The organism is Delftia sp. DT-2 (assembly GCF_028401915.1).
In the GTDB taxonomy this organism is placed as follows: Bacteria; Pseudomonadota; Gammaproteobacteria; order Burkholderiales; family Burkholderiaceae_C; genus Comamonas; species Comamonas tsuruhatensis.
In genome coordinates, this window is sequence record NZ_JAQOTI010000009.1 from 124,634 (window position 1) to 149,610 (window position 24,977).

25 protein-coding genes are annotated in these 24,977 nt (G+C 69.8%); 16 read left to right on the plus strand and 9 right to left on the minus strand.

Going from position 1 to position 24,977, the window contains the following annotated elements:
- Positions 1–38: 38 nt before the first annotated feature.
- Genes PO605_RS17605 through metC form a run of 4 tightly spaced genes read left to right on the plus strand, consistent with a single transcriptional unit; the run spans position 39 to position 3,872 of the window.
- A complete protein-coding gene (locus tag PO605_RS17605; RefSeq protein WP_047472877.1) occupies positions 39–788 on the plus strand; it encodes an amino acid ABC transporter permease in 750 nt (249 codons plus the stop codon).
- Entirely contained in the window at positions 778–1,599 is an 822-nt protein-coding gene (locus tag PO605_RS17610; RefSeq protein ID WP_272206687.1) for an amino acid ABC transporter permease, read from the plus strand. Before PO605_RS17605 ends, PO605_RS17610 begins: the two co-directional genes overlap by 11 nt.
- Positions 1,586–2,587 carry an amino acid ABC transporter ATP-binding protein gene (locus PO605_RS17615; RefSeq protein WP_272206688.1) on the plus strand — a complete coding sequence of 334 codons (1,002 nt, stop codon included), beginning with the start codon at positions 1,586–1,588 and terminating at the stop codon, positions 2,585–2,587. Before PO605_RS17610 ends, PO605_RS17615 begins: the two co-directional genes overlap by 14 nt.
- 25 nt (positions 2,588–2,612) lie before the next feature.
- Positions 2,613–3,872, plus strand: a complete 1,260-nt coding sequence (metC, locus tag PO605_RS17620; protein ID WP_272206689.1) for a cystathionine beta-lyase — start codon at positions 2,613–2,615, stop codon at positions 3,870–3,872.
- A gap of 802 nt (positions 3,873–4,674) precedes the next feature.
- On the opposite strand, the gene PO605_RS17625 is transcribed toward metC, so the two are convergent.
- Positions 4,675–6,888, minus strand: a complete 2,214-nt coding sequence (locus tag PO605_RS17625) for a rhodanese-like domain-containing protein (protein ID WP_272206690.1) — start codon at positions 6,886–6,888, stop codon at positions 4,675–4,677.
- Between the two features lie 234 nt (positions 6,889–7,122).
- Here PO605_RS17625 and PO605_RS17630 point away from each other — a divergent pair, with 234 nt between their 5' ends.
- Positions 7,123–8,112 carry a tripartite tricarboxylate transporter substrate binding protein gene (locus tag PO605_RS17630; protein ID WP_047474002.1) on the plus strand — a complete coding sequence of 330 codons (990 nt, stop codon included), beginning with the start codon at positions 7,123–7,125 and terminating at the stop codon, positions 8,110–8,112.
- Between the two features lie 15 nt (positions 8,113–8,127).
- Here PO605_RS17630 and PO605_RS17635 read toward each other — a convergent pair whose 3' ends face one another.
- Complete coding sequence (locus PO605_RS17635) at positions 8,128–8,544, minus strand: tautomerase family protein (protein WP_047474003.1); 417 nt, start codon at positions 8,542–8,544, stop codon at positions 8,128–8,130.
- 61 nt (positions 8,545–8,605) lie between these two features.
- The gene (locus tag PO605_RS17640; protein WP_046241455.1) at positions 8,606–9,412 is read right to left on the minus strand and encodes an SDR family NAD(P)-dependent oxidoreductase; all 807 of its coding nucleotides are present in this window, start codon (positions 9,410–9,412) and stop codon (positions 8,606–8,608) included.
- 162 nt (positions 9,413–9,574) lie between these two features.
- On the opposite strand from PO605_RS17640, the gene PO605_RS17645 reads away from it, so the two are divergent.
- Positions 9,575–10,141 (plus strand): winged helix-turn-helix transcriptional regulator, encoded by a 567-nt coding sequence (locus PO605_RS17645; RefSeq protein ID WP_016452655.1) that lies wholly within the window; start codon positions 9,575–9,577, stop codon positions 10,139–10,141.
- Between the two features lie 41 nt (positions 10,142–10,182).
- Here PO605_RS17645 and PO605_RS17650 read toward each other — a convergent pair whose 3' ends face one another.
- Positions 10,183–10,746 (minus strand): fasciclin domain-containing protein, encoded by a 564-nt coding sequence (locus PO605_RS17650; RefSeq protein WP_016450779.1) that lies wholly within the window; start codon positions 10,744–10,746, stop codon positions 10,183–10,185.
- A gap of 312 nt (positions 10,747–11,058) precedes the next feature.
- Between PO605_RS17650 and PO605_RS17655 the strand changes: the two genes are divergently transcribed.
- The 8 genes from PO605_RS17655 (at position 11,059) to PO605_RS17690 (ending at position 18,531) form a co-directional block, all read left to right on the plus strand.
- Positions 11,059–12,030 carry a ferritin-like domain-containing protein gene (locus PO605_RS17655; protein WP_034397170.1) on the plus strand — a complete coding sequence of 324 codons (972 nt, stop codon included), beginning with the start codon at positions 11,059–11,061 and terminating at the stop codon, positions 12,028–12,030.
- 91 nt (positions 12,031–12,121) lie between these two features.
- Positions 12,122–12,364, plus strand: coding sequence for a hypothetical protein (locus PO605_RS17660; RefSeq protein WP_013800570.1), 243 nt, complete (start codon positions 12,122–12,124; stop codon positions 12,362–12,364).
- Between the two features lie 44 nt (positions 12,365–12,408).
- Positions 12,409–13,779: an Nramp family divalent metal transporter gene (locus PO605_RS17665; RefSeq protein WP_047473843.1), complete on the plus strand. Its 1,371-nt coding sequence runs from the start codon at positions 12,409–12,411 to the stop codon at positions 13,777–13,779.
- A 149-nt stretch (positions 13,780–13,928) separates the two neighbouring features.
- Complete coding sequence (locus PO605_RS17670; protein WP_047473844.1) at positions 13,929–14,408, plus strand: rhodanese-like domain-containing protein; 480 nt, start codon at positions 13,929–13,931, stop codon at positions 14,406–14,408.
- A gap of 12 nt (positions 14,409–14,420) precedes the next feature.
- Entirely contained in the window at positions 14,421–15,335 is a 915-nt protein-coding gene (gene epsC / locus PO605_RS17675; RefSeq protein ID WP_013800567.1) for a serine O-acetyltransferase EpsC, read from the plus strand.
- Positions 15,332–15,604, plus strand: a complete 273-nt coding sequence (locus PO605_RS17680) for a helix-turn-helix domain-containing protein (RefSeq protein ID WP_012207587.1) — start codon at positions 15,332–15,334, stop codon at positions 15,602–15,604. The genes epsC and PO605_RS17680 overlap by 4 nt, the downstream gene beginning before the upstream one ends.
- An 83-nt stretch (positions 15,605–15,687) precedes the next feature.
- Positions 15,688–16,620, plus strand: coding sequence for a family 2A encapsulin nanocompartment shell protein (locus PO605_RS17685; RefSeq protein ID WP_272206691.1), 933 nt, complete (start codon positions 15,688–15,690; stop codon positions 16,618–16,620).
- A gap of 12 nt (positions 16,621–16,632) precedes the next feature.
- On the plus strand, positions 16,633–18,531 hold the full coding sequence (locus tag PO605_RS17690; RefSeq protein ID WP_272206692.1) for a family 2A encapsulin nanocompartment cargo protein cysteine desulfurase: 1,899 nt from the start codon (positions 16,633–16,635) through the stop codon (positions 18,529–18,531).
- A gap of 49 nt (positions 18,532–18,580) precedes the next feature.
- Here PO605_RS17690 and PO605_RS17695 read toward each other — a convergent pair whose 3' ends face one another.
- From PO605_RS17695 to PO605_RS17715, 5 genes are all read right to left on the minus strand, one after another.
- A complete protein-coding gene (locus tag PO605_RS17695) occupies positions 18,581–19,537 on the minus strand; it encodes a Bug family tripartite tricarboxylate transporter substrate binding protein (protein ID WP_272206693.1) in 957 nt (318 codons plus the stop codon).
- 44 nt (positions 19,538–19,581) lie between these two features.
- Entirely contained in the window at positions 19,582–20,583 is a 1,002-nt protein-coding gene (locus PO605_RS17700) for a tripartite tricarboxylate transporter substrate binding protein (protein WP_272206694.1), read from the minus strand.
- 65 nt (positions 20,584–20,648) lie between these two features.
- Positions 20,649–21,701, minus strand: a complete 1,053-nt coding sequence (locus tag PO605_RS17705) for a hydroxyacid dehydrogenase (RefSeq protein WP_272206695.1) — start codon at positions 21,699–21,701, stop codon at positions 20,649–20,651.
- A complete protein-coding gene (locus tag PO605_RS17710; protein WP_272206696.1) occupies positions 21,701–22,378 on the minus strand; it encodes an RraA family protein in 678 nt (225 codons plus the stop codon). Before PO605_RS17710 ends, PO605_RS17705 begins: the two co-directional genes overlap by 1 nt.
- A 66-nt stretch (positions 22,379–22,444) precedes the next feature.
- Entirely contained in the window at positions 22,445–23,656 is a 1,212-nt protein-coding gene (locus PO605_RS17715) for an alpha-hydroxy acid oxidase (protein ID WP_272206697.1), read from the minus strand.
- Positions 23,657–23,739: 83 nt separating this feature from the next.
- Here PO605_RS17715 and PO605_RS17720 point away from each other — a divergent pair, with 83 nt between their 5' ends.
- Together PO605_RS17720 and PO605_RS17725 are read left to right on the plus strand one after the other, a co-directional pair.
- On the plus strand, positions 23,740–24,660 hold the full coding sequence (locus PO605_RS17720) for a LysR family transcriptional regulator (RefSeq protein WP_272206698.1): 921 nt from the start codon (positions 23,740–23,742) through the stop codon (positions 24,658–24,660).
- Between the two features lie 76 nt (positions 24,661–24,736).
- Positions 24,737–24,955 (plus strand): oxidoreductase-like domain-containing protein, encoded by a 219-nt coding sequence (locus tag PO605_RS17725; RefSeq protein ID WP_047472649.1) that lies wholly within the window; start codon positions 24,737–24,739, stop codon positions 24,953–24,955.
- Positions 24,956–24,977: the final 22 nt, after the last annotated feature.

A 24,977-nucleotide genomic window follows, 5' to 3' on the forward strand; every position in this document is an offset into this window, starting at 1 on the left:
GGCACCCGGTCCTGCCGGCCGTCTTGCGCCTTCCCACCATGAACGACTCTCTACTCGCCCAGGGCGTGCAAGCGCTCAAGGGCCTGGGCCTGAACTACGCCTTCGTGCTGGATGTGTCCGAGCGCCAGGCCTTTGTGCGCGGCATGTTCGTGACCGTGCAGCTGGCCCTGCTGACCATTGCCGGCAGCCTGGCGGCCGGCGTGGCGCTGGCGGCGGCCCTGACCTCGGGCCGCGCCTGGCTGGCACGGCCTGCACGCGCCTTTGTGGAGGTCACGCGCAACACGCCCACGCTGGTGCAGCTGTACTGCGCCTTCCTGGTGCTCAACATGCTGATCACCCAGCAACTGCGCGACTGGGGCGCGGGCAACAACCCGCTCACGCCCTTTGTCTGGGTGGTGATCGTGGTCTCGCTGCACAAGGGCGTGTTCCATGCCGAGGCGCTGCGCGCCGGCATCGAGGCCGTGCCCGCCACCACGCTGGAGGCAGCGCGCTCGCTGGGCTTTTCGCAGCACCAGCTGCTGGTGCGCGTGCAGCTGCCGCTGGCCGTGCGCTTTGCCCTGCCCTCGCTGACCAACAACCTGGTGGACCTGGTGAAGATGACGGCCGTGGCCTCGGCCATTGCCGTGGGCGACGTGACCTACGAGTCCATCATGATCTGGTCGCAGCGCGACAACGTGCTGGAGCTGCTGCTGCTCATCCTGCTGTGGTTCGGCCTGCTGACCTGGCTGGTCAGCCTGGCGGGCCGCTGGCTGGAACAACACCTGAGGATGCCCGGCTATGGCCAATGAAGCCACCCTGAACACCGGCGCCGCGCCCCGCCCGCTGCCTGCCGCCGTGCTGCGCGCGGCGCGCAGCCCCTGGCTGATCGCAGGCGCCGCACTGCTGGCCCTGTGCGCCTGCTGGGCCGCCACGGACAGCGCCCCGCCTGCCTTCGTGCACCTGTGGAAATGGCTGCCCGCGCTGCTGCGCGGCCTCCTGGTCAACATCGAGATCAGCGTGCTGGCCGTGGCCATCGGCACCGTGGCCGGCCTGGTGCTGGGCGCCCTGTCGCTGTCGCCCACGCCGGCCGTGCGCACGGGCGTGCGCTGGTATGTGCAGCTGTTTCGCAATGCGCCCATCCTGGTGCTCATCTACTTCACCACCTATGTGTTCCCGTTCGAGCTGAAGCTGGTGGGCTGGACCTTTCCGTTCCCCGACTGGGTCAAGGTGGTGCTGGGCCTGGCCCTGCCCACCAGCGCCAACGTGGCCGAGATCTTCCGGGGCGCCATCCAGTCCATTCCCAGCGCGCAGTGGGAGGCGGCCCAGTCGCTGGCCTTTCGCCGCAGCGAGATCTTCCGCCTCATCGTGCTGCCGCAGTGCGTGCGCCGCATGCTGCCGCCGTGGATGAACCTCTACGCCAGCATCACCATGAGCACCTCGCTGGCCTCGCTGGTGGGCGTGCACGACGTGGTGGACACCGCCCAGATCGCCAGCAACACCGTGGCACGCACGGACTTCACCATCCTTGTGTATTTCACGCTGCTCGCGCTGTTTTTCGCCTATTGCTATCCCATTGCGCGCGCCACGCGCAGCCTGGAGCGACGCCATGAAAATCACTGAAACGCTCCCCCTGAGCGGCTTCGCCGCTTCCCCCTCTCTCGCTTCGCGGGAGGGGGACGACACCTTCGCTGCGGGGCGGCCCTTGCTTGGTGTCCCTGAGTCGGGCAGCGCTGGCACACAGCACGTCACCCAGGCGGTGCATAGTGCCGCCTCGGCAGAGTCCAGCACGGCGCCCGCCCTGGTCCACCTGCAGGATGTGCACCTGTCCTTTGGCGACAACCAGGTGCTCAAGGGCATCGACGTGCAGGTGCGGCGCGGCGAGGCGGTGACCATCATCGGGCCCTCGGGCTCGGGCAAGTCCACCATCCTGCGCTGCATCACCGGCCTGCTGCGGCCCCAGCGCGGCGCCATCTCGGTGGCGGGCACGCGCGTGGACCAGCTGCGCACCGAGGCCGAGCTGATCGCCCTGCGCAAGCGCGTGGGCTTCGTCTTCCAGCAGTACAACCTGTTCCCCCATCTGTCGGTGCTGGAGAACCTGGTCATCGCCCCCACGCGCGTGGTCGGCCGCGACCGCGCCACGGCCGAGCGCGAGGCCCGCGCCCTGCTGCAGAAGGTGCGCCTGGACCACAAGGAATCCGCCTACCCCGGCGAGCTGTCCGGCGGCCAGCAGCAGCGCGTGGCCATTGCGCGCGCCCTGGCCATGCGGCCCGAGCTGATCCTGTTCGACGAAGTGACCTCCGCCCTGGACCCCGAGACCGTGGGCGAGGTGCTGACCGTGATCCGCGACCTGGTCAGGGACGGCATGACCTGCGTGCTGGTCACGCACGAAATGCGCTTTGCCGAAGAGGTCAGCGACCAGGTCTATTTCACCGAGGCCGGCCGCATCGTCGAGCACGGCCCGGCCGCCCAGATCTTCGGCAGCCCGCGCAGCGAGCGCACGCGCGAATTCCTGCGGCGCGCCCTGGGCGATGGTGCACGGTCCAGGCCTGCGCCAGCCGCGCCGGCCACAACGCCGCTGCCCTTCAACAGCCTGCGCTTTGCCCTTTGATCCCCACCACCCGGAGCACCCCTCCATGACCGCAGACATCCGCCCCGACACGCATCCCGCCGCCCCGCGCCGACACCCTCAGACTGCGGTCCTGGGCCCGTCGACCCGCCTGCTGCACGCAGGCACGCCGCCGCTGCAGGGCGGCTCCGGCCCCGTCAACGTGCCCGTGGTGCGCACCAGCACCGTGCGCTTTGCCGACAGCGCCGCCTACGCCGACCTGCACTACCGCCGCGAGGCCGGCGAGCGCGTGGCCTCCTACGGCCGCCACGGCCTGGACACGCACCGCGCGCTGGAAGACGCCGTGGTCGCGCTGGAGGGCGGGCACCGCGCCTTTCTCACGCCCTCGGGCCTGTCCGCCATCACCCTGGTGCTCATCGCCCTGCTCTCGCCCGGCGACCATGCCCTGGTGGCCGACAGCGTCTACTCGCCCGTGCGCCGCGTGGACGCCACCTTGCTGCAGCGCCTGGGCATCACGCTGGAGTACTTCTCGCCCTCGCGCGACGATCTGGCCGGCAAGATCCGCCCCAACACCCGCCTGGTCTACCTGGAATCGCCCAGCTCCCTGCTCTACGAGGTGCTGGACCTGCCCGCCCTGGCCGCCGTGGCGCGCCAGCACGGCATTGCCGTGGCCACCGACAACACCTGGAGCGGCGGCTGGTTCTACCAGCCCCTGGAGCATGGCGCCAACCTCTCCATCCAGGCCGCGACCAAGTACATCGCCGGCCACTCCGACGTGATGCAGGGCATCGTCATCACCGACGGCCCCGCGCTGTCCAAAAAGATATCCACCGCCTACGAGGCCCTGGGCCTGACCATAGGCGCCGACGACGCCTACCTGGCACTGCGCGGCCTGCGCACCCTGCCCGTGCGCCTGGCCCAGCACCAGCGCCACGCCACTGAAATCGCCCAGTGGCTGGAGCAGCAGCCCCAGGTCGGCCGCGTCTTCTACCCGGCCCTGCCCTCCGATCCCGGCCATGCGCTGTGGAAGCGGGACTTCAGCGGGGCCAGCGGGCTGGTGTCATTCGCGTTTGCCGAAGGGGTGGACGCCGGTGCCGGCGCCGTGTTCGTTGACTCGTTGCGGCAGTTTGCGCAGGGGGCTTCCTGGGGCGGGTACGAGAGCCTGGCGCTGGTGGCGCAGCCTGAGCGGTTGCGGGAGCACAGTGTGTGGACGGGGACTGCGCCTGTGGTGCGGTTGCATGTGGGGCTGGAGGATCCTTTGGATCTGATTGCGGATCTGGAGAGGGGGTTTGGGGGGGTGGTGGAGCGGTTCAGGTTGGCTGCCTGAGCTTCCTTTTTGACTCTGTCGCGCCTCTGGCGACAGAGGCCGGGTCTCGGCCCGGCGGCCGACCTACTTTCCTTTGTTTCGCCAAAGGAAAGTAGGCAAAGCAAAGGCGACCCGAATGTCCGCGACCCTCCGCTTCGCTGCGGGCAACCTGCGTCGTGGCGGTTGCGGGGTTCGCTGCGGAACTCGCTTTGCGCTTCGCGCGCCGCTCAGACAACCGCAGCGAGTCAGATCACGAAGCAGTCCTGTCCTTCGGCAGGACTGCAACCCCGCAACCACCACGCCGCAGGCGCTGACATACGGGAAGTTGGTGCGGGCCTTCGCTTCGCTCGGCCCCTGGTTTGAAGCCGAACGCAGTGATGGCGCCGGCTGTTGGCTGTTGGCTGTTGGCTGTTGGCTGTTGGCTGTTGGCTGTTGGCTGTTGGCTGTTGGCTGTTGGCTGTTGGCTGTTGGCTGTTGGCTGTTGGCTGTTGGCTGTCCCTCAGCCTCCCCCCTTCTGCCCACGCCTGCGTTGGGCGGGATGCGGGGTGGCAAGCCTGCCGAAGGACAGGCTTGCTTCGTCATCTGACTTGCCGCAGTTGTTTGAGCGAAGCGCGTCAGCGCGCAGCGAGTTCTGCGGCACACCCCGCATCCCGCCCAACGCTGGTCGCCCCGGAGCGCAGCGCAGGGGTCGTGGGCAGTTTGGGGCGCGCTTCTTTGCTTCCTTTCTTATCGCGCGATAAGAAAGGGAGTCGGCTGCCGGGCCGAAACCCGGCCTCGAAAAACAACCACCCGGCAGGGACAAAAAGCAGACCAAGAGCCAGCCTCAAACAGCAGGCACCAGCCGAATCTCAGAAGCCCACCCATCCCGCTCCAACTGCCCCACCAACCCCAACTCCCAATCCAGATAAGCCCGAAACCCCGCATCCCTCAACCCCAGATCCCGATGTGCATAAGGGCTGTACCACTGGTCATCATCCCCCGTCAGCACATCCGCATCCCCCTGCCCCAGCGGCAGCCCGGCAGCAGCCCAGGCAGAAGTGCCGCCGACGACGGAACGCACATCGCGCCCCGTGCGCGCCGCCAGTTCGGCCGCCACTCCACGGGCCAGCACGCCGTCCGGCGAGGTGAGCACCACGACCTGCGCTGGCGGCAGGGCCTGCACGAAGGAGGGCAGACGGTCAGGCACGGCAAAGCGCGCACCGGCGATGTGCTGCTTCTCGAAGGCGGGCCGGCTGTCCACGTCGAAGACGATGGCGCGGCCTTCGCCCAGCAGTTCCTGCGCCTGCTGCACGGACAGCTGGGGCGCGGGTGCGCGGGAGGCGAGCACGCGCACGGGTTCGGCGCCGGTTTCCAGGGTGGCCAGCGCGGGCGGAGCGTAGGTGAAGACTTCCCAGCCCAGCTGGGCCAGCCAGGCGCCGGTGGTGAGGGCGCGCACGCCGTCCCAGTCGGCCAGCACGATGCGTGCGCCGCGCGTGGCGGCGTATTCGTCGGTGGCCTGCACGAGTTGGCCGCCCGGCGCCCAGCGCCAGCCGGGCAGGTGGCCGGCCTGGTATTCCTCGCGGGTGCGCACGTCGAAGCGGTAGAGCGTGCGTTCGGTGGCTTCGGACTCGAAGCGGGCCAGTTCGGCCGCATCAATGGATTGCACGCCCGCGCGCTGCGCCACGCTGGCTGCCCGTTCGCGGGCGGTGGCCAGGGCGACGGCGCCGGGCTCGGGCAGCGGGGTGCGGCGGCCATGGGCCAGCCTGCGGCCGGTGAGCAGCCAGTCCATGGTGCCGTTGCGCAGCGAGACGACCGGGTTGGGGATGCCGGCGTCGATCAGGGTCTGAGCGCCCACGATGGAGCGCGTGCGGCCCGCGCAGTTGACGACGACCAGGGTTTGCGGGTCCGGGGCGATTTCGCCGATGCGGTAGACCAGTTCGGCCCCCGGCACGCTGAGCGCAAAGGGCAGGCTGAAGGCCGCGAATTCCTCGGGCGTGCGGCTGTCGACGACGACGATGTTGTCGCCGCGCTGCACGCGCGCGCCCAGCTCGTCCGAGGTGATCCAGGGCGTGTGCTTTTCATGCTCGATGACTTCACCGAAGGCCTTGCTGGGCACGTTGGTGCCGCTGAAGATTTCCAGCCCCTCGGCCGCCCAGCCTTCGGTGCCGCCTTCCAGCACGGAGACGTTGGGCCAGCCAAGGCGCACGAGCTTGGCGGCGGCTTCATGGGCCAGCGTGCCGTCGCCATCCACCAGCACGATGCGCGTGCCGCGGCGCGGCACCAGGCGGTCGATGAGCTGCTCCAGCCGCCAGGCCGGGGCCGGCGCCGCGAACAGGATGTGGCGGTGCGCGAAGACACCGGCCTCGCGCACGTCGAGCACGGCGATTTCCTCGCCATCGGCCAGGGCCTGCCGAAGCGCGGCGGGCGTGACCAGCGCATGGCGAATCGACTTGGGCGGGCCGAAGGTGCGGAAGCTGCCGCCTTCCAGGCTCTCGAAGACCACGCGATCGGGCATGCGCTCCAGGCCGCGCCCGTAGAAATGCAGGTGCAGGCCGGGTTCCTCGCCAATCAGCTCGATGGTGTGCACGTCGGTGGGCGTGAGCACCACCGAGGTTCCGCTGCCCACATCGACGCTGCGGCCCACCGCCAGGGTGTCGCGCAGCGGGTCGTCGGTCTTGCCGCGCGTGAAGAACACGTTGCGCTCCACGCCTTCGACGCCCGCGATGATGGCCCAGGTGGTGTGGTCATGCGGCGGCTGGGACTTGCCCGGCAGGCCGGTGGACAGGTACAGCGCATAGCGCCCGCCCAGGTCTTCGCTGAGGCGGTAGACCTGGGCCGGGTTGCTGGCCAAGACGGGGAAGTGCGCGTGCGGGAACAGTTCGCGCTGCAGGCCCAGCGCCTCCAGCTCGCGGGCCACGGCCTGCAGTTGCTCGGGCGTGGCCCGTTCGGGATCGGGGAGCAGGCGCCGGGCCGTGGCGATGAAGCCGGTGATGGCGGCTGCACGGCGGCTGGCCACGTCGCTGCCGCTGAAGTCGATGGAGAGATGGGTCTGTGTCATGGGAGTGCCTGGGAGGACGTTCGCGGGAGGACACGAAGTTAGGCCTCTCCCGCCCCGGCGCCAACGACGCATTGCAGATATGGATATGAGCTTTGGGCACTGCGCGCGCATGCGTGGGGCAAGCGTGACGCACGTTGTGCGGCAGCCGCATATGCATAGCCGCAATGCTTAGTTCACGCCGCGCCGGGAGCCTCCCAGACTGCGGGCATCGACTCTCTGCACTCCGGCACTCCCATGATCCGCACCCCGTCTGCGCTGCGCGCACTGCTGCTTCCCCTGTTCTCCGCCCTGGCCCTGCACGCGCCTGCGGCCCTGGCCTCGGCCGACAGCTTTCCGAACAAGCCGGTGCGCATCATCGTGCCCGTGGCGCCCGGGGGCAGCGCCGACAAGCTCACGCGCACGCTGGCCGACAAGCTGGCCGCGCTGTGGGGCCAGTCGGTGGTGGTGGAGAACGTGGCCGGGGCCAGCGGCACCATCGGCGCGTCCAAGGTGGCCAAGGCCGCGCCCGACGGCTACACCCTGCTGCAGCAGGGCGAAGGCCTCACGCTCAACGGCCTGCTGTTCGCCCAGTTGCCCTACGACACGCAAAAGGCCTTCACGCCCATCATCAAGGCCGTGGTCAATCCGCAGGTGCTGGTGGTCAACCCCGGCACGGGCCTGAACACGCTGGGCGACTACCTGGCCCGCGCCAAGGCCAAGCCGCAGAGCATCAGCCTGGGCCTGCCCGGCAATGGCGGCATTGCCCATGTGGCGCATGAAATCCTCACGCAGGAGACGGGCGCCAAGGTCAACTACATCCCCTACCCGGGCGGTGGCCCAGCCGCGCTGGACGTGCTGGGCGGCCATACCGACGCCACGCTGATCACGCTGGCCGCCGTGACCGAGTACGTGCGCGCCGGCAAGCTGCGCGCCCTGGCGGTGACCACGCCCTACCGCTCCGACGCCCTGCCCCAGGTGCCCACCATGGCCGAGGCCGGCGTGCCCGGCTTCTCGGTGGAAAGCTGGCAGGGCTACTTCGCGCCGGCCGGCACGCCCGCGCCCATCGTCGCCAAGATCAACCGCGACCTGCAGACCGTGCTGCAGGCGCCCGATGTGCGCGCGCAGCTGGAGCACATGGGCTTCAAGGTGGCGGGCGGCTCCCCAGCCGACCTGGGCCAGAGCCTGCAAAGCGAGCGCCCGCGCTACGCCCGCGCGATCCAGTCGGCGGGGCTGTCGCTGCGCTGAGGTGCAGGCAGGTCCTCAGAGGGGAGAGGGCCGATTGTCCAGGCGCCATTTCTCCCCCTCGGGCGTGCCCGGCACGGGCGGGCGCAGGCCCTGGATGCTCCACAGGCTGAAGGGCGTCTCGTCCACATGCATCTCCCAGCGCAGGCCACGGTCGGCAATGAAGGGGGACAGCTGCCGCCGCACGCCTTCGAGGAACCGTGTCTTGGTCTCCTCGTCGCGGATCTGCCGCGCGATGTGGTCCACGGAGATGCGCACGAAATCGTCGGCAGGCTCGCAGCCGATGAAGAACGAGGTGCGCGCCACGGCCTCGAACACCACGCCCACGTAAAAGCGCGGCAGGTCGCCGTAGACGGCCGTGATGCGCTGGGCGATGGCCTGTTTGTCTTCATCGCTGAAGGCGTTTTCGGGGTGGTAGATCTTCCACAGGGGCATGGCTTTCTCCGGGGGCAAAAAGAGGAGTACGGGAATCCGGGGTGGCGACGCAGCGCGGCCGTCAGGCCGGCTGGCCTGCATCCGCAGCCTGGTAGCGCGCCGCCGGCACGCCGCTGAGCGTCAACGCCTTGACGAGATTGGCGCGCGATTGGTCAAAGTCCAGCCAGGCGGTCGTGCTGCCCAGCGTGGGAAAGCAGATGGCCTCGCCCTGGTCCAGCGCCGCCAGGGCCGTGTCCACCAGGGTCTCGGGCGACATGAACAGGTGCTCGGGAAAAGGAGAAGGCTTGCCCCCGAAGAACTCCGAGCGCACCAGGCTGGGCATCACGGCCTGCACGGTGACGCCGCTGGGTGCCAGCTCGGCCTGCAGCGAGCGCGTGAAGCTCAGCACATAGGCCTTGGAGGCGCTGTAGCTGGAGGCGCCCGGCAAGGGCATCAGGGCCAGGATGGAGCCGATGTTGATCAGCGTGCCCCGGCCGCGCGTGGCGAACAGCCGCGCTGCCGCCAGCGACAGCCGCGTCAGCGCATGGATGTTGACCATGACCAGGCGGTCGACTTCGCGCGCATCCACCTGGGCCGCCGGACCCAGGGCGCCCAGGCCGGCGCAGTTGACCAGCATGGCTATGTCGCGCTGCCCATCGAACAGGGCCTCCACGCGCTGCAGGCCGGCGGCGTCGGCCAGGTCGGCCGCCACCACCTCGACCTGGCGGCCATGGTCGTCGCGCAGGCGCTGTGCCAGCGCCTGCAGCCGGTCCAGGCGGCGCGCGACCAGGATCAGGTCATGGCCGCGTGCGGCCAGGCGATCGGCATAGACGGCGCCGATGCCGGAGGAGGCGCCAGTGACGACGGCGGTGCCTTGATGCGTGCTCATGGGAGAAGTCCTTGCTTGGATCAAGCGGTGGTTGAAAGTGGCTTCAACTATAAACTTCAATCATTAGAGCTACAAGCACGCAATCCACCTTTGCGGGCCGGGCTTGCGTTTTGCTGAGACACTCCAGGCCTGCGACAACGCGAACAGACAACGAGGAATTCCATGCGATCCAAGAGCTTCGAGGGCATGGCCTGCTCGATCGCCACCACGCTGGAGGCCGTAGGCGACCGCTGGGCCATGCTGGTGCTGCGCGACCTGATGCTGGGCCTGAGCCGCTATGACGACCTGAGAAAGTCCACGGACATCACCAACGCCACGCTGACCGACCGCCTGCGCCAGCTGGAGCAGTCCGGCCTGGTCGAGCGCCGCCTCTACCAAAGCGGCCCGGACCGCTACGAGTACCTGCTCACGCCCAAGGGCCGCGACCTGTCCCTGGTGATCCAGGCGCTGGCCCAGGTCGGCGACCGGTGGCGCCTGCAGCAAGAAGCGCAGCCGCCCATGCGCTTTGTGCGTGCGCAGTCGGGCACGCCCCTGCGGCTGGCGCTGGTGGAGGAGGAGTCGGGCCGCAGCGTGCCCTTTTCCGAGCTGCGCGTGGAGGCCGGCCCCGGCGCGGACGACCTGACGCGCTGGCGGCTGTCCAAGCTGGCCGCGCAGGCCGGGACGCCGGCAGCGGCTTGCGGCGTTGCGCCCGCAAGGCGCATGGCGAAGGCGCAAGGCTCCGGCCACTGACCACGGCGGTCAGTGGCCGGCCCGCTCGCTGCCTGTGCCGCTCACTTGGGCAGCAGCACCTTGTCGATCACGTGGATCACGCCGTTGGACTGGTAGACGTCGGGGATGGTCACCGTGGCCATGCCGCCCTTTTCATCGGTCAGCATGATCTTGGAGCCGCTGGACTTGGCCACCAGCGTGCCGCCGCTGACGGTCTTGATGCTGGCCATGCCCTTGCCGTCCTTGATCATCTTGGACAGCGCCGCTGCATCCCACTTGCCGGCCACCACGTGGTAGGTCAGCACCGTGGTCAGCGTGCCCTTGTTCTCGGGCTTGAGCAGGGTGTCCACCGTGCCTGCGGGCAGGGCCTCGAAGGCGGCATTGGTGGGCGCGAACACGGTGAACGGACCCGGGCCCTTGAGCGTATCGACCAGGCCCGCCGCCTTGACGGCTGCGACCAGGGTGGTGTGGTCCTTGGAGTTGACGGCGTTGTCGATGATGTCCTTGGACGGCAGCATGGGTGCACCGCCCACCATCACATCGGCCATGGCGGCCACGGAGGCAGCCGACATCACGATGGCCAGGCCGAACGAGGCCAGCTTGCGGGTGTTTTGAATCGAGACCATGGAATGCTCCTAGCGGGTTGATGACAAGCCGAACGATTCCGGCTGATCTGGATACGCAGCGCAGCGGGGTCTGGATTCAAAAAAGAAAAAGAAACGGCTGCATCCGCAAACCGTTACCTGCGCTTTCAATTGCGGCACATCCAGACCTGCGCGGCCTGCGTACTGCCGGATAGCGGGGACGCATCCCATTCCCCTGGAGCAGGTGGCCACCTCTTCAGTGGAACGCGCTTTCGCCACACCCGTGTGCTTTCGGCCGGAGGCGCATTCTTCACGTTGACCGTTCGCGCCTGCCGCGAACCGAGAGGAACCATCATGTCCGACGAATCAGTGTTGATCGGGGTTTTGCAAAAACGTGCCAAGAAGCTGGAGGACAGGCGCCAGTTCTTCCGCAAGACCAGCGGCGTGGCCGTGGGCATGGCGGGCGGGGTGATCCTGTCCGCCTGCGGCGGTGGCGGGGGCGATGCGAATGCGCAGGCCAACGGGCCCACGGATGCGGAGATCCTGAACTTCGCCCTCAACCTGGAGTATCTGGAGTCGCAGTTCTATCACTACGCGGTGTTCGGCACCGGCCTGCCCGCCAACCTGCAGTCGGGCGTGGGCACGCAGGGCGCCATCACGGGCGGCCGTGCCGTGGCCTTCAAGGACCCCGTGGTGGCGCAGTACGCCAAGGAGATCGCCCAGGACGAGATCGCCCACGTGGCCTTCCTGCGCGCGGCGCTGGGCTCGGCCGCGGTGGCGCAGCCGCAGATCGACATCGGCGGAACCGACCCGAACGGCGCCTTCTCGGTGGCCGCGCGAGCGGCCGGGCTGGTGGGCGCGGGCACGGCCTTCGATCCCTATGCGAGTGACGAGAACTTCCTGCTGGGGGCCTTCATCTTCGAGGACGTGGGCGTCACCGCCTACAAGGGCGCATCGCCGCTGATCACCAACAAGACCTATCTGGAGGCAGCCGCCGGCATCCTGGCCGCCGAGGCCTACCACGCAGGTCTGGTGCGCACGGTGCTGTACGCCAAGGGCCTGGCCACGCCCGCGCTGCGCACGGCGGCCGGCGCCATCTCGGATGCGCGCGACAGCCTGGATGGCTCCACCGACGTGGACCAGGGCATCACGGGGGATGCCACCACGTCCAACATCGTGCCGCTGGATGCCAACGGCATCGCTTTCAGCCGCTCGCCGGGCGACGTGCTGAACATCGTGTACCTGACCAAGGACACGGCGACCAAGGGCGGGTTCTTCCCGGCCGGCGTGAACGGCTCGCTGGTGATGAGCAGCGCCTACGCCTGACGCGGACCGCCCGCCTGCCCCGCGCCGGCCGGGGCAGGCGGGCTTCCCCGGGGCTGGCCCGAGACAAGCGTTCCCCTGCCAAGGAGTTGCCATGATGTCCCTTCTGCCTTCCTCATCCGCCCCCCGCACTCCAGCTCACACTCCGGGCCGCACGCCGCGGCGCCTGAAACCTGCCACCGTGGCGCGCCGCTGCGTGGGCAGCCTGATTGTGCTGGCCGGCGCGGTCATCGTGACCGGAGATCTCGTGGCGCTGTGGCGCGGCGCAGGCACCGATGCCGCACCCGCCGCCGCAGCCATTGCGCCCGCCAGCGGCCTGGTGCCAACCGCCCGATAGGCATCCCCCTGCAACCGCGTGCCCCCGCCGGCGGAAAGGCCCCCATGAACGACACCGTGCTTGCGGCCGAACAGGGCCGCTTCGGCGCCATCGAACCGGACCACGGCCACGCGGGCACGCCCAGCCTGCCGCAGGTGCATCGCAGCATCGCCGTGCCGCGCGGCGCCAACCGCTCGGACAACGCGCGCCGCGTGCTGGCGTTCGCCGGGCCCGGCTACATGGTGGCCGTGGGCTACATGGACCCGGGCAACTGGGCCACCTCCATCGCGGGCGGCTCGCAGTTCGGCTACTCGCTGCTGGCGGTGATCTTTGCCTCCAACCTGATGGCCATGCTGTTCCAGGCGGCGGCCGTGCGCCTGGGCCTGGCCAGCGGGCGGGACCTGGCCCAGGCCTGCCGCGCGCAGTTTTCACCGCGCATCAACCTGGTGCTGTGGTTCTTCTGCGAGATCGCCATCGTGGCCTGCAACCTGGCCGAGGTGCTGGGCATGGCCATCGGCCTGAACCTGCTGTTCGGCCTGCCGCTGCTGGCCGGCGTGTGCATCACGGTGGTGGATGTGATGCTGATCCTGGCGCTGCAAAGCCGGGGCTTTCGCTGCCTGGAGTCGGTGGTGATCGCCCTGGTGGCATTGATCGGCCTGTGCTTTGCCGCCCAGCTGGTGTGGCTGCAGCCGCCCGTGGCGGCCGTGCTGCGCGGGCTGCTGCCGGGCATGGAGATCGTGGCCAATCCGCAGATGCTGTACCTGGCCGTGGGCATCGTGGGGGCCACGGTGATGCCGCACAACCTCTACCTGCATTCGTCCATCGTGCAGACACGCCGGCATGACACCACGCTCCAGGGCACGCGCCAGGCCATCCGCCTGGCCACGCTGGACTCCACGGTGGCGCTGGGGCTGGCGCTGTTCGTGAACGCCGCCATTTTGGTGGTGGCGGCCGGCGCGTTCAACCGGCCCGGCCAGGCGCCGGTGACCGAGCTGTCGGACGCCTACCACCTGCTGTCGCCGCTGCTGGGCGTGGGCATCGCCAGCGCGGTGTTCGGCGTGGCGCTGCTGGCCTCGGGGCTGAGTTCTTCAGTCACGGGCACGCTGGCCGGGCAGATCGTGATGGAAGGCTTCTTGCAGATCCGCCTGTCGCCCGCGCTGCGCGCCCTGCTGACGCGCTGCATCGCCATCGTGCCCGCCGTGGTGGCCACCGCCTGGTACGGCAGCACCGGCGCCAGCGCCCTGCTGGTGTTCAGCCAGGTGGTGCTGAGCCTGCAATTGCCGTTTGCCATCGTGCCGCTGCTGCTGTTCACCACGCGGCGCAAGACGCTGGGCGAGCTGGCCTTTGGCCCCAGGATGTCGGCGGTGCTGTGGGGCTGCGCGGCCCTGGTGGTGTCGCTGAACCTGTGGATGCTGCAGCGGCTGCTGACGGCCTGATCGCCCGAACCGGGCATGGCGCCACGCGGCGCCTTCATAGACGTTTTGCTTCTATCAAACGCCGCTCTTGTTCGTTGGTGGCTTGCCGCGAAGTTCTTAGATTGGTGCCTATAGCCACCAACCCGCGAATTCTCCGCAAGGACGACGACATGACAGCCCTCACTTTGGAAACCACCCTGCCCCAGGCGCTGCAGGAGGCACAGGACCACGCCCGCGCACAGGGGCTGGGCCACGCAGGCGGCGTGCGCCCGCCCGTGGCCTGGGCGCTGGTGCAGGCCGGCCAGGCCGTGCTGGTCGATGTGCGCACGGCCGAGGAACGCAAGTTCGTCGGCCAGGTGCCCGGCACCCTGCACGTGCCCTGGGCCACGGGCACGGCGCTGACGCGCAACCCGCGCTTTGCCCGCGAGCTGGAAGCGCGCCTGGCCCCGCACGGCGGCAAGGAGGCCGTGGCCCTGCTGCTGTGCCGCAGCGGCAAGCGCTCGGTGCTGGCGGCCCAGGCGGCGGCCCAGGCCGGGTTCGCCCATGTGTTCAACGTGCTCGAAGGCTTCGAGGGCGAGATCGACGCGCGTCAGCAGCGCGGCAAAAACGACGGCTGGCGCTTCCACGGCCTGCCCTGGATTCAAGACTGAAGGAGCACGCAGATGGCCAGTTTCGACATTGCCGGACTCACCCAGAACCTGCATGCGGCGCGCCGCGAATGGCGCGAGGCGCACGGCCGCACCCAGGAGCCCGGGGCGCGCGAGTTTCCCTCGCGCGACGCGCTTTCCACCCTCATCGACCAGCTCAAGGCTGCCCTGTTTCCCATGCGCCTGGGTCCGCACGACCTGCGCCAGGAAAGCGAGGACATCTTCGTGGCGCACCAGCTGGACTCGGCCCTGCATGCGCTGCTGGGCCAGATACGGCTGGAGCTGCGGCTGTCCGCGCCCCACACGGCAGCGGGCGCCGATGCCATGGCGCTGGACATCGCCCGCGCCTTTGCCGAGTCCCTGCCCCAGATCCGCCGCCTGCTCGACAGCGACGTGCTGGCCGCCTTCCAGGGCGATCCCGCCGCGCGCAGCGTGGACGAGGTGCTGCTGTGCTATCCGGGCGTGCTGGCCATGATCCACCACCGCCTGGCCCACCAGCTGTACCTGCTGGAGCAGCCGCTGCTGGCGCGCATCGTGGCCGAGCTGTCGCATGCGCAGACGGGCATCGACATCCACCCGGGCGCGAAGATCGGGCGGGGCTTTTTCATGGACCACGGCACGGGCGTGGTGATCGGCGAGACCGCCGTGATCGGCGAGCGCGTGCGGCTGTACCAGGCCGTCACCCTGGGCGCCAAGCGCTTTCCCACCGATGAGCACGGCCACCTGCGCAAGGGCCTGGCGCGCCATCCGGTGGTGGAGGACGACGTGGTCATCTACGCGGGCGCCACCATCCTGGGCCGCGTCACGCTGGGGCGCGGCGCCGTCATCGGCGGCAATGTCTGGGTGACCGAGGACGTGCCGCCCGGCGCCCACGTCACCCAGGCCCATGCGCGCGAGCACGCGCAGCAGCCCCGGGAGGTGGCCCTATGAGCACCCGTCTTGTCACCAGCTTCGGCATTGCCGTGCGCCAGGCGCGCGAGGCCCATGGCTGGTCGCAGGAGCGGCTGGCCGAGCACTCGGACCTGAACCGCTCCTACGTGGGAGAGATAGAGCGCGGCCGCGTCATCGCCTCGCTGCTGACCGTGGAGAAGCTGGCCGTCTCGCTGGGCGTGCAGCCCTCGGCCCTGGTCATGCGCGGCGAGACCGTGGCCCACGACCAGCTGGTGCGCGGCCTGCGCTTGGCGGCTATAGCATGTTGAAGACATGTGCGCGGGCCGGGACACTGGCCCTGTTTCCCCTCCTTCCCCTTCCCTTTTTCCTGAACTGATTACGGAGTCTGCACATGTCGGCAACAGTGGGCGGCACGACCGCGCTAGGCGACAACGCCGCGCGGCAACTGGCCAACGCAACCAAAACCGTTCCCCAGCTTTCGACCATCAGCCCGCGCTGGCTGACGCACCTGCTGCAATGGTCGCCGGTGGAGGCGGGCATCTACCGCCTCAACCGCGTCAAGAACCCGGAGGCAATCAAGGTCACCTGCACGGCCAAGCAGGAAGACAACCAGCTGCCGCGCACCTATGTGGACTACGAGGAGCAGCCGCGCGAGTACTTCCTCAACGCCGTCTCCACCATCCTGGATGTGCACACGCGCATCTCCGACCTCTACAGCAGCCCGCATGACCAGATCAAGGAACAGCTGCGCCTGACCATCGAGACCATCAAGGAGAACCAGGAAAGCGAGCTGATCAACAACCCCGACTACGGCCTGCTGGCCCAGGTCACGGACGAGCAGCGCATCTTCCCGCTGACCGGCGCGCCCACGCCCGACGACCTGGACGAGCTGCTGACCAAGGTCTGGAAGGAGCCCGCCTTCTTCCTGACCCATCCGCTGGCCATTGCCGCCTTCGGCCGCGAGGCCACGCGCCGCGGCACGCCGCCGCCCACGGTCAGCCTGTTCGGCTCGCAGTTCATCACCTGGCGCGGCATTCCGCTGATCCCCTCGGACAAGGTGCCCGTGGCCGATGGCAAGAGCAGGATTTTGCTGCTGCGCGTGGGCGACAAGCGCCAGGGCGTGGTCGGCCTGTACCAGCCCGGCCTGCCGGGCGAGCAAAGCCCGGGCCTGTCGGTGCGCTTCATGGGCATCAACAACCATGCCATAGCGTCCTACCTGATCTCGCTGTACTGCTCGCTGGCCGTGCTCACGCCCGACGCGCTGGCCGTGCTCGACGATGTCGAGATCGGCAAGTACCACGACTATCCCGACACCTACAAGTAAAGAGGCCGGGCGTTGACCGTGTCTGCAATCACCTCCGTGGCGCCCCAGGCGCCCTTCGACCCCGAGGCGCTGGCGCGCATGGCCAACGCCCTGTTCTCCGCCGCACCGGGATCGGCTCCTGCCCTGCCCGGCCTGCCTGCTGGCGTACAGGCCCCCGTGAACGTGGCGCCGCCCGGCTCGCCGCTGGCCAGCCCCGCGGGCCTGGGCCCCGGCGTGCCGGGCACGCCCATCCCGCAGGGCCTGGCGCCGGGCAGCAACCTGCTGCCGGCCTCGCCCGCGCCGCTGGCCTCGCTGGCCCACCGCGCGCCCGCGCTGCTGCCCCATGCCCAGGCCGGCAACGGCGTGCCCGACCATGTCGTGAGTGCCCTGCCCGCCTACGAGCCGCGCCTGGGATCGCAGGTGCTGGGCGTGCCCCAGCGCCAGGGCGATCCGCTGGATGCGCTGGCCGCGCTCCCGTTCACGGCACCTGCTGCACCTGCGGCACCTGCGTCACCTGAGGCACCCTCCGTGCCGCGCATCGGCGTGCCCACCGAAGGGCCCGGCATAGCGTCCACCGTGCCTTCGGCCGAGCCGCGCTTTTACTTTGTCGATCCCGTGGTGCTGCCCGCCGGCTACACCACGCCGGCCCATCCGCTGCAGCGCCAGCAGGCTTCGCACGGGGCAAGGCATGGCACGGCCGGCGTGCACGCGCCCTTCGACGTGCATGCCGTGCGCCGGGACTTTCCCATCCTGTCCGAGCACGTCAACGGCCGGCCCCTGGCCTGGCTGGACAACGCGGCCACCACGCACAAGCCGCGCGCGGTGATCGAGCGCATCCGCCACTTCTACGAGCACGAGAACTCCAACATCCACCGCGCAGCCCATGAACTCGCTGCCCGCGCCACCGACGCCTACGAGGGCGCGCGCGAGCGCGTGCGCCGCTTCATCAACGCGCCCGACGTGAACGAGGTCATCTTCGTGCGAGGCACCACCGAGGCCATCAACCTGGTGGCCAAGAGCTGGGGCTGGCAGCATGTGGGCGAGGGCGACGAGATCATCGTCTCCCACCTGGAGCACCACGCCAACATCGTGCCCTGGCAGCAGCTGGCGGCCGCCAAGGGCGCGAAGATCCGCGTGATCCCGGTGGACGACTCGGGCCAGGTGCTCATCGATGAATACCGCAGGCTGCTGAACCCGCGCACCAAGATCGTCTCCGTCACCCAGGTCTCCAACGCGCTGGGCACGGTCGTGCCCGTGCGGCAGATCGTGGAGCTGGCCCACCAGGCGGGCGCCCGGGCCCTGGTCGATGGCGCGCAGTCGGTCTCGCACATGGCCGTGGACGTGCAGGCCATCGGTGCGGACTTCTTCGTGTTCTCGGGCCACAAGGTCTTCGGCCCCACGGGCATCGGCGTGGTCTGGGGCCGGCGCGAGGTGCTGGAGGACATGCCGCCCTGGCAGGGCGGCGGCAACATGATTGCCGACGTGACCTTCGAGAAAACCGTCTACCAGCCCCTGCCCAACACCTTCGAGGCCGGCACCGGCAACATTGCCGACGCCGTGGGCCTGGGCGCCGCCATCGACTACGTGCAGGCCCTGGGCATGGAGCGCATCGCGCGCTACGAGCACGATCTGCTGCAGTACGGCACGCAGGCGCTGGCGCCCATTCCCGGCCTGCGCCTGATCGGCACGGCGGCCGACAAGGCCAGCGTGCTGTCCTTCGTGCTCAAGGGCTGGACCACGGCCGAGGTGGGCGAGGCGCTCAACGCCGAAGGCATCGCCGTGCGAACCGGCCACCACTGCGCCCAGCCCATCCTCAGGCGCTTCGGCGTGGAGACCACGGTGCGGCCCTCGCTGGCCTTCTACAACACCACCGAGGAAATCGACCGGCTGGCGGCCGTGGTGCAGGGGCTGGCGGCGCGCAGGCGGGGTTGAGGCCTGGCCTGGGGGGCGGCATCGCCCTCCAAGCTTGCCTCCACCGGCCCTACTCCGCCCGCGCCCCCGACACACGCACCTGCTCGGCCGCCACGGGCATCTGCTCGCGCACGAAGCGCCAGAACGCGTCCACGCCCATGGGCTGGACGGGCAGCGAGCCCTGTTCGATGAACTGCTTTTGCACCTCGGGATTGCGCAGCGCCGTGGCCAGTGCGCCGTTCAGGCGCTCCAGCGCCGCACGCGGCGTGCCGGCCGGGGCAACCAGGCCGTACCAGGAGTCGGTGTAGAAGCCTTTGACGCCTGCTTCCTCGAACGTGGGCACGTCGGGCAGGGCCGGCAGGCGCTGGCGCGAGGCCACGGCCAGGGCGCGCAGCTTGCCCGAGCGGATGAAGGGGATGGCACCGGTGGTGAGCACGAAGTCCACGCGGCCGGCCATCAGGTCGGTCATGGCCGGGGCCGTGCCCTTGTAGGGGATGTGGGTGACATCCACGCCCGTGAGCTGCTTGAAGCTGGCGCCCGCCAGATGCTGGCTGGAGCCCACGCCGCCCGAGCCGTAGTTGAGCTGGCCCGGCCTGGCGCGCGCCGCCTCCAGCAGATCGTTGACCGAGCGCAGCGGCGAGGCCACGGGCACCAGCAGCACGCTGGGCGAGGTGGTGATCATGCCGATGGGCGCGAAGTCCTTGAGCGGGTCGTGGTTGAGCTTGCCGTAGAGCGCGGAGTTCAGGCCGTGCGAGGCCACGGTGGCCAGCATGATGGTGTTGCCATCGGGCCTTGCGCGGGCCGCCGCGTCGCTGCCCAGGTTGCCGCCTGCACCGGCCCGGTTGTCGATGGTGATGGGCTGGCCCAGGGCCTCGCCCATGCGTGTGGCCGCCAGCCGCGCCACGTTGTCGGAAGGGCCGCCCGCAGGCCAGCCCACGATGAGGGTGATGGGGCCTTGCGCCAGGGCCGGCAGGGCCAGGGCGCACAGGGCCAGCGCAGCCAGGCTGCGGCGCGGCAGACAGTGCATGGCGGTCGTCCTTGTGAATTCAAAGGTTGGCATGGGCATGGCCTTCAGGGCTTGCCGTCCTGCCAGGGCATCTCGGTCCAGAGCTTGCGAAAGCCGGCCTCGGTGCGCTCCAGTTCGGCCGCGTAGGCGGGCGGCGCCAGGTAGCGCAGCGGCGCGTACATGGCCTCGGCCTGCTGCCTGAACTGCGGGTCGGCCGCGATGGTGGCCACGGCATCGACCAGCTTTTTGCGCACGCCTTCGGGCAAGCCCTTGGGCGCGGCCAGGCCGCGCAGGGAGGCCAGCTCGATATCGATGCCCTGCTCCTTGAACGTAGGCACCTGCGGCGCCAGCGAGCTGCGCGCGGCCGACATCTGGCCCAGCAGGCGGATGGGAGTGCCGCCCTTCTGGTAGGCCAGCACCTCGCCCACGTTGATGGCGCCGATGGTGATCTGCTGGCCCGTGGCGGCGGCGCGCACCTCGCCCGCGCCCTTGTAGGGCACATGGGTGAGCTGCGTGCCGGTGGCCTTGGCGAACAGCAGCATGGCCAGGTGGTCGTCCGAGCCCGTGCCCGTGGTGCCCACGGTCACGGCGCCGGGGTTGGCCCGGGCGTAGGCGGCCAGGCCGGCCAGCGTGGTGATGGCGTTGCTGTTGTGGATGGCAAAGCCGCCCGGGTCGTCCACCAGGTTGCCCAGCAGGTCGTACTGGCTCCAGTGGAAGCTGCTCTTGCGCTCGATGGGAATGGTCAGCACGTTGGGCGTGTTGATGAAGCCGATGGTGTAGCCGTCCGGCTTGGCCCGCGCCAGTTCGCCAAAGCCGATGCCGCCGCCCGCGCCGGGGCGGTTGAGCACGACCACGCTGCCGCCCAGCTTCTTTTCCAGATGGCGGGCCAGCAGCCGCGCCACCAGGTCGGTGCCGCCGCCGGGCCCGTAGGCCACGATCATCTCGATGTTGCGCGAGGGATAGGGGGCCTCGCTCTGCGCCTGGGCCTGAGCCTGGGCCAGGGCCGGCAGCGCCATGCAGGCGGCGGCCAGGCCTGCGCACAATGCGCGCCTTGCTTGCTGTGTCATCTTTGTCTCCTGGGTCGCCTCTTGCAGTGGTCTGAGAGGCTTTGTAGTCATGGTGAAGGAAGCGGCTAACGGGACAGGGAACGGGACGGGTCCAAGGCCCTGGCGATGCGCTCGCGCGCATGCGGCCAGACCTCGGGATTGACCAGGCGCGCGGGCCGCTGGCCATTGGCCAGCAACTGCACGATCTGGGTGGCAGCCAGCTCGGCGTTGTTGCGCCGGGCCTCGTGCGTGACACCGGCGGTGTGGAAGGTGGCCACCACCTGGGGCAGGGCCAGCAGTGGATGGGAAGCGGGCGGCGGCTCCTGGTCCCAGACATCGAGCCCGGCGCCGGCCAGGTGGCCGCTGGCCAGGGCGGCGTGCAGGGCGGCCTCGTCATGGATACCGCCGCGCGCCGTGCTCACGAAGATGGCGCCCGGCTTCATGGCCGCAAAGGCAGCGGCGTCCATCAGCCCCAGCGTGGAGGCATCGCGCGGGCAGTGCAGGGAGACGATGTCCGCGCGCTGCAGCAGTTCGTCGAAGCCCACGGCCTCTGCCCCGCGCGCCGCCAGGCCGGCCGCGTCGTAGGCCGGGTCGCAGCCGATCACCTGCATGCCGAAGGCCCGGCCCAGGGCCGCGACGCGGCTGCCGGCCTCGCCCACGCCCACCAGGCCCAGGGTGCGGCCGCGCAGCTCGTGGCCCATCACGTCCTCGCGGCTGAAGCCCCGGGCAGGGGCGCGCAGCAGGCGGTCGGATTCGTTGATGCGGCGCAGCACGGACAGCATCAGCCCGATGGCCATCTCGGCCACCGAATCCGCGTTGCCGCCCGACTGGTTCATCACGGCCACGCCGGCGCGCGTGCAGGCCTCGATGTCGATGGTGTCGCAGCCCGAGCCGCTGGAGGACACGGCCAGCAGATCGGGGCAGCGCGCCAGCAGATCCGCCGTGGCGAACCAGTGGCGCGGCAGCTCGTCCTTGGCGGCCGTGATCTGGTAGACCTGTGCACCGGCCAGGGCCTGCCAGGCGGCGGCATCGTCGCCCTCGCGCCGGCAGGTGACCAGATGCACACCGGGCGCGGCCGAGACGATGCGGTCAAAGGCCGCATCCAGCCAGTAGTCGAAACGGACAACGCGGCGGTCCATCACAGCACCCCCTTGGAGGCCAGGGTGCGCGCCACCCAGGAGCGGTCGGCGCGGCCTGCGGCAATGGCGGCGAGCACGTCGGCCTCGTCGCGCTGTATGGCCTCCACGCGGTCGGCAATGGCGGCGGCATCGGCGGCGGGCACGGCCAGCAGGCCGTCGCCGTCGCCCAGCACCAGGTCGCCCGGGTGGACGACCATGCCGTCGATGCTGACGGGCACATGCAGCTCGCCGGGACCGTCCTTGTAGGGGCCACGGTGCGAGACGCCGCGCGCATACACGGGCAGGCCGTGCTGGCCGATGGTGTCGCTGTCGCGGATCAGCCCGTCGATGACGATGCCGGCCGCGCCGCGCGCCATCATCAGCGCCAGCATGATCTCGCCAATGATGGCGTTGGGTCCGGCGCCGCCCGCGTCCACCACGATCACGTCGCCGGGGCCGCAGATGTCGATGGCCTGGTGCACCATGAGGTTGTCGCCGGGCCGCGTGCGCACGGTCAGCGCACGGCCCACCAGCGGCCCCTGGCGGCGATGAAAGGGCCGCAGCGCCGAGGTGCCCGTGGTGCGGCTCATGGCGTCGCTGACATTGGCGACCGGAAAGCCGCGGTAGCGCTGCAGCAGCGCATCGCCAAGGGCGGCCTCGGGCCGGGCGTGGATATGGAATCCGGGAATCTTGCTCACTGCTGTGTCTCCGTCTGTGTCTGTTGTCTGTGTCCGTTGTCTGTGTCGATGCCGCTGTCTTGCCGCTCAGAAAGCATCCCAGGCCTGCGCGTGGCGCACGCAGGCCGGCGTGATCTGGTCCAGGCGCGTGGCACCCAGCATGGCCATGTCGCGCAGCACCTCCTCGCGCAGCAGGGCCATGGCGTGGGCCACGCCCGCAGGTCCGCCCACCGAGGCCGCGTAGTTGAAGGGCCGGCCCACGAACACGCAGCGCGCGCCCAGGGCCAGGGCCTTGAGCACGTCGGTGCCCCGTCGCACGCCGCTGTCCAGCATCACCGGCAGGCCGGGCACGGCGCGCACGATGCCGGGCAGCACGCGCAGCGGTGCCACGGCGCCGTCGAGCTGGCGCCCGCCGTGGTTGGAGACGATGAGGCCGTCGGCGCCGTGATCGCGCGCCAGCACGGCGTCTGCGGCCGAAAGAATGCCCTTGACCACGAGCTGCCTCTGCCAGCGCTGGCGGATGGCGGCCAGATGCGGCCAGGCCAGATGGGAGCGGTCCGAGAAATCGCGCATCACGCTGGCCGACAGGATGGGCGCGCCCCGGTGCGCATAGTTGTTCTCGAAATGCGGCATGCCGTGGCGCCACAGGGTCTTGAGAAAGCTGCCGAACAGCCAGCGCGGATGGCTGATGCCCTGCCAGGCCAGGCCCGGCCCGGGCCGCAGCGGCGTGGAGAAACCGGCGCGCACATTGTTCTCGCGGTTGGCGGCCACGGGCGTGTCCACGGTGATCACCAGGGTCTGCACGCCGGCGGCGGCCACGCGGTCCAGCAGCGCATCGATCTGGCCCTGATCACCCGGCAGGTAGGCCTGGAACCAGGTGTGGGGCGCGGCCGCCATCACCTCCTCCAGCCGGATCAGCGAGGAGCCGCTCATGATGGCCGGCACGCCCGCCTGCTGTGCGGCCTGGGCCAGCACCAGGTCGCCCCGGTAGGCCGACAGCGCGGCAATGCCCATGGGCGCCACGCCGAAGGGCGCCCCGTAGCGGCGCCCGAACAGCTCGAAGGAGGGATCGCGCTGTGCCACGCCCACCAGCGCGCGCGGCACGAAGGCCAGCTCGGCAAAGGCGCGGCGGTTGTCCGCCAGCGAGGAGGCGTTGTCCTCCACCGCCCCGCTGATGTAGGCATGGATGGGGCGCGGCAGGTGGCGCCGCGCCAGCCGCTCGAAATCGTCAAGCGACAGCACGCCGCGCAGGCGGCGCGGTGGCGTGGCGGAAGCGGCAGGGACGGCAGGCGTAGGCATTGCCAGCCAATGTAGGAGGGCGCAATTCCAAAGAAAAGCGAAATAAATCGGAATCAATGTTTCGCTTTTGTGAAAATATCGCCATGACCCTCAAACAGCTCGAAGCCTTCTACTGGGCCGCCACCTGCCTGAACTTCAGCGTGGCCGCCGACCGCGTGCACCTGTCGGTCTCATCGCTGTCCAAGCGCATTGCGGAGCTGGAGGCCTCACTGGGCGTGCAGCTGTTCGACCGCAGCGGCCGCGCCGCCGAACTCACGCCCCAGGGCGAGCAGCTGCTGCCGCGCATCCGCGAGCTGCTGCACGGCGCCGCCCAGCTGCGCGAGGCGGCGGGCCGCAGCGTGGGCCTGCAGGGCCGCTGCCGCATCGGCTTTGGCGAACTCAGCGGCCTGACCTGGCTGCCCCGGCTGGTGCAGAAGGTGGCCGAGCTGCACCCCGACCTGCAGCTGGAGCCCCACACCGACATCGGCCAGGTGCTGGAGCAGCGCATCGTCGATGGCGAGCTGGACTGCGTGGTCATTGCCGGGCCATCGTCGCGCAGCAGCCTGGCCTTCGAGCAGGTCGCCCAGGTGCGCTTCGTCTGGGCCGCCAGCGACGACTTCATCGCCCGCGCCGGCACCGGCCTGCCCCGGCGCCTGGTGCGCGAGCAACTGCTGATCGCCCTGCCCACCGGCTCGGGCGCCACGCGCACGCTGGACGACTGGCTGGGCCGCCACGGCCTGGCCGTGGAGCGGCGTCTTTCCTGCAACAGCTGGGGCGCCGTGGTGGGCATGGTGGTGGACGGCCTGGGCTTCACCTACATGCCCGAGCAATGGGCCCTGGCCCTGCAGCAACGCGGCCGCCTGCGCGTGCTGGACGGCGGCGCCGAGGCCGCAAAGCACAGCGCGCTGGCCCCGCTGACCTACACCGTGCAATGGCGCCGCGACGATGTCCGGCCGCTGATCACGGAAATGCGCGAGATCATCCGCAGCGTGATCGATTTCCCGGCGCCGCGCTGTTTGAGTTGAACTTGCACCCTGGCGGCCCCATGCCCTTTAGCCCGCGCGCAGCAGTCACGGCAGGAGCTGCTGGACAATCACCCCCATGACCACCGCGCCTCTCCCAGATTCCGCAGATTCCGCAGATCCCGCCGCCTCCGCCGACCCCATGCCCCAGCCGCCCGAGCAGCCCGACCTGGACGCCTGCTGCGGCAATGGCTGCGACCCCTGCATCTTCGACAGCTATGACCTGGCCATGGACGAGTACCGCCAGGCGCTGCGGGCCTGGAAGGCGCGCAACGAAACGCCAGCGGGCCAGGGATAGGAATAGGGATAGGGGTAGCGCG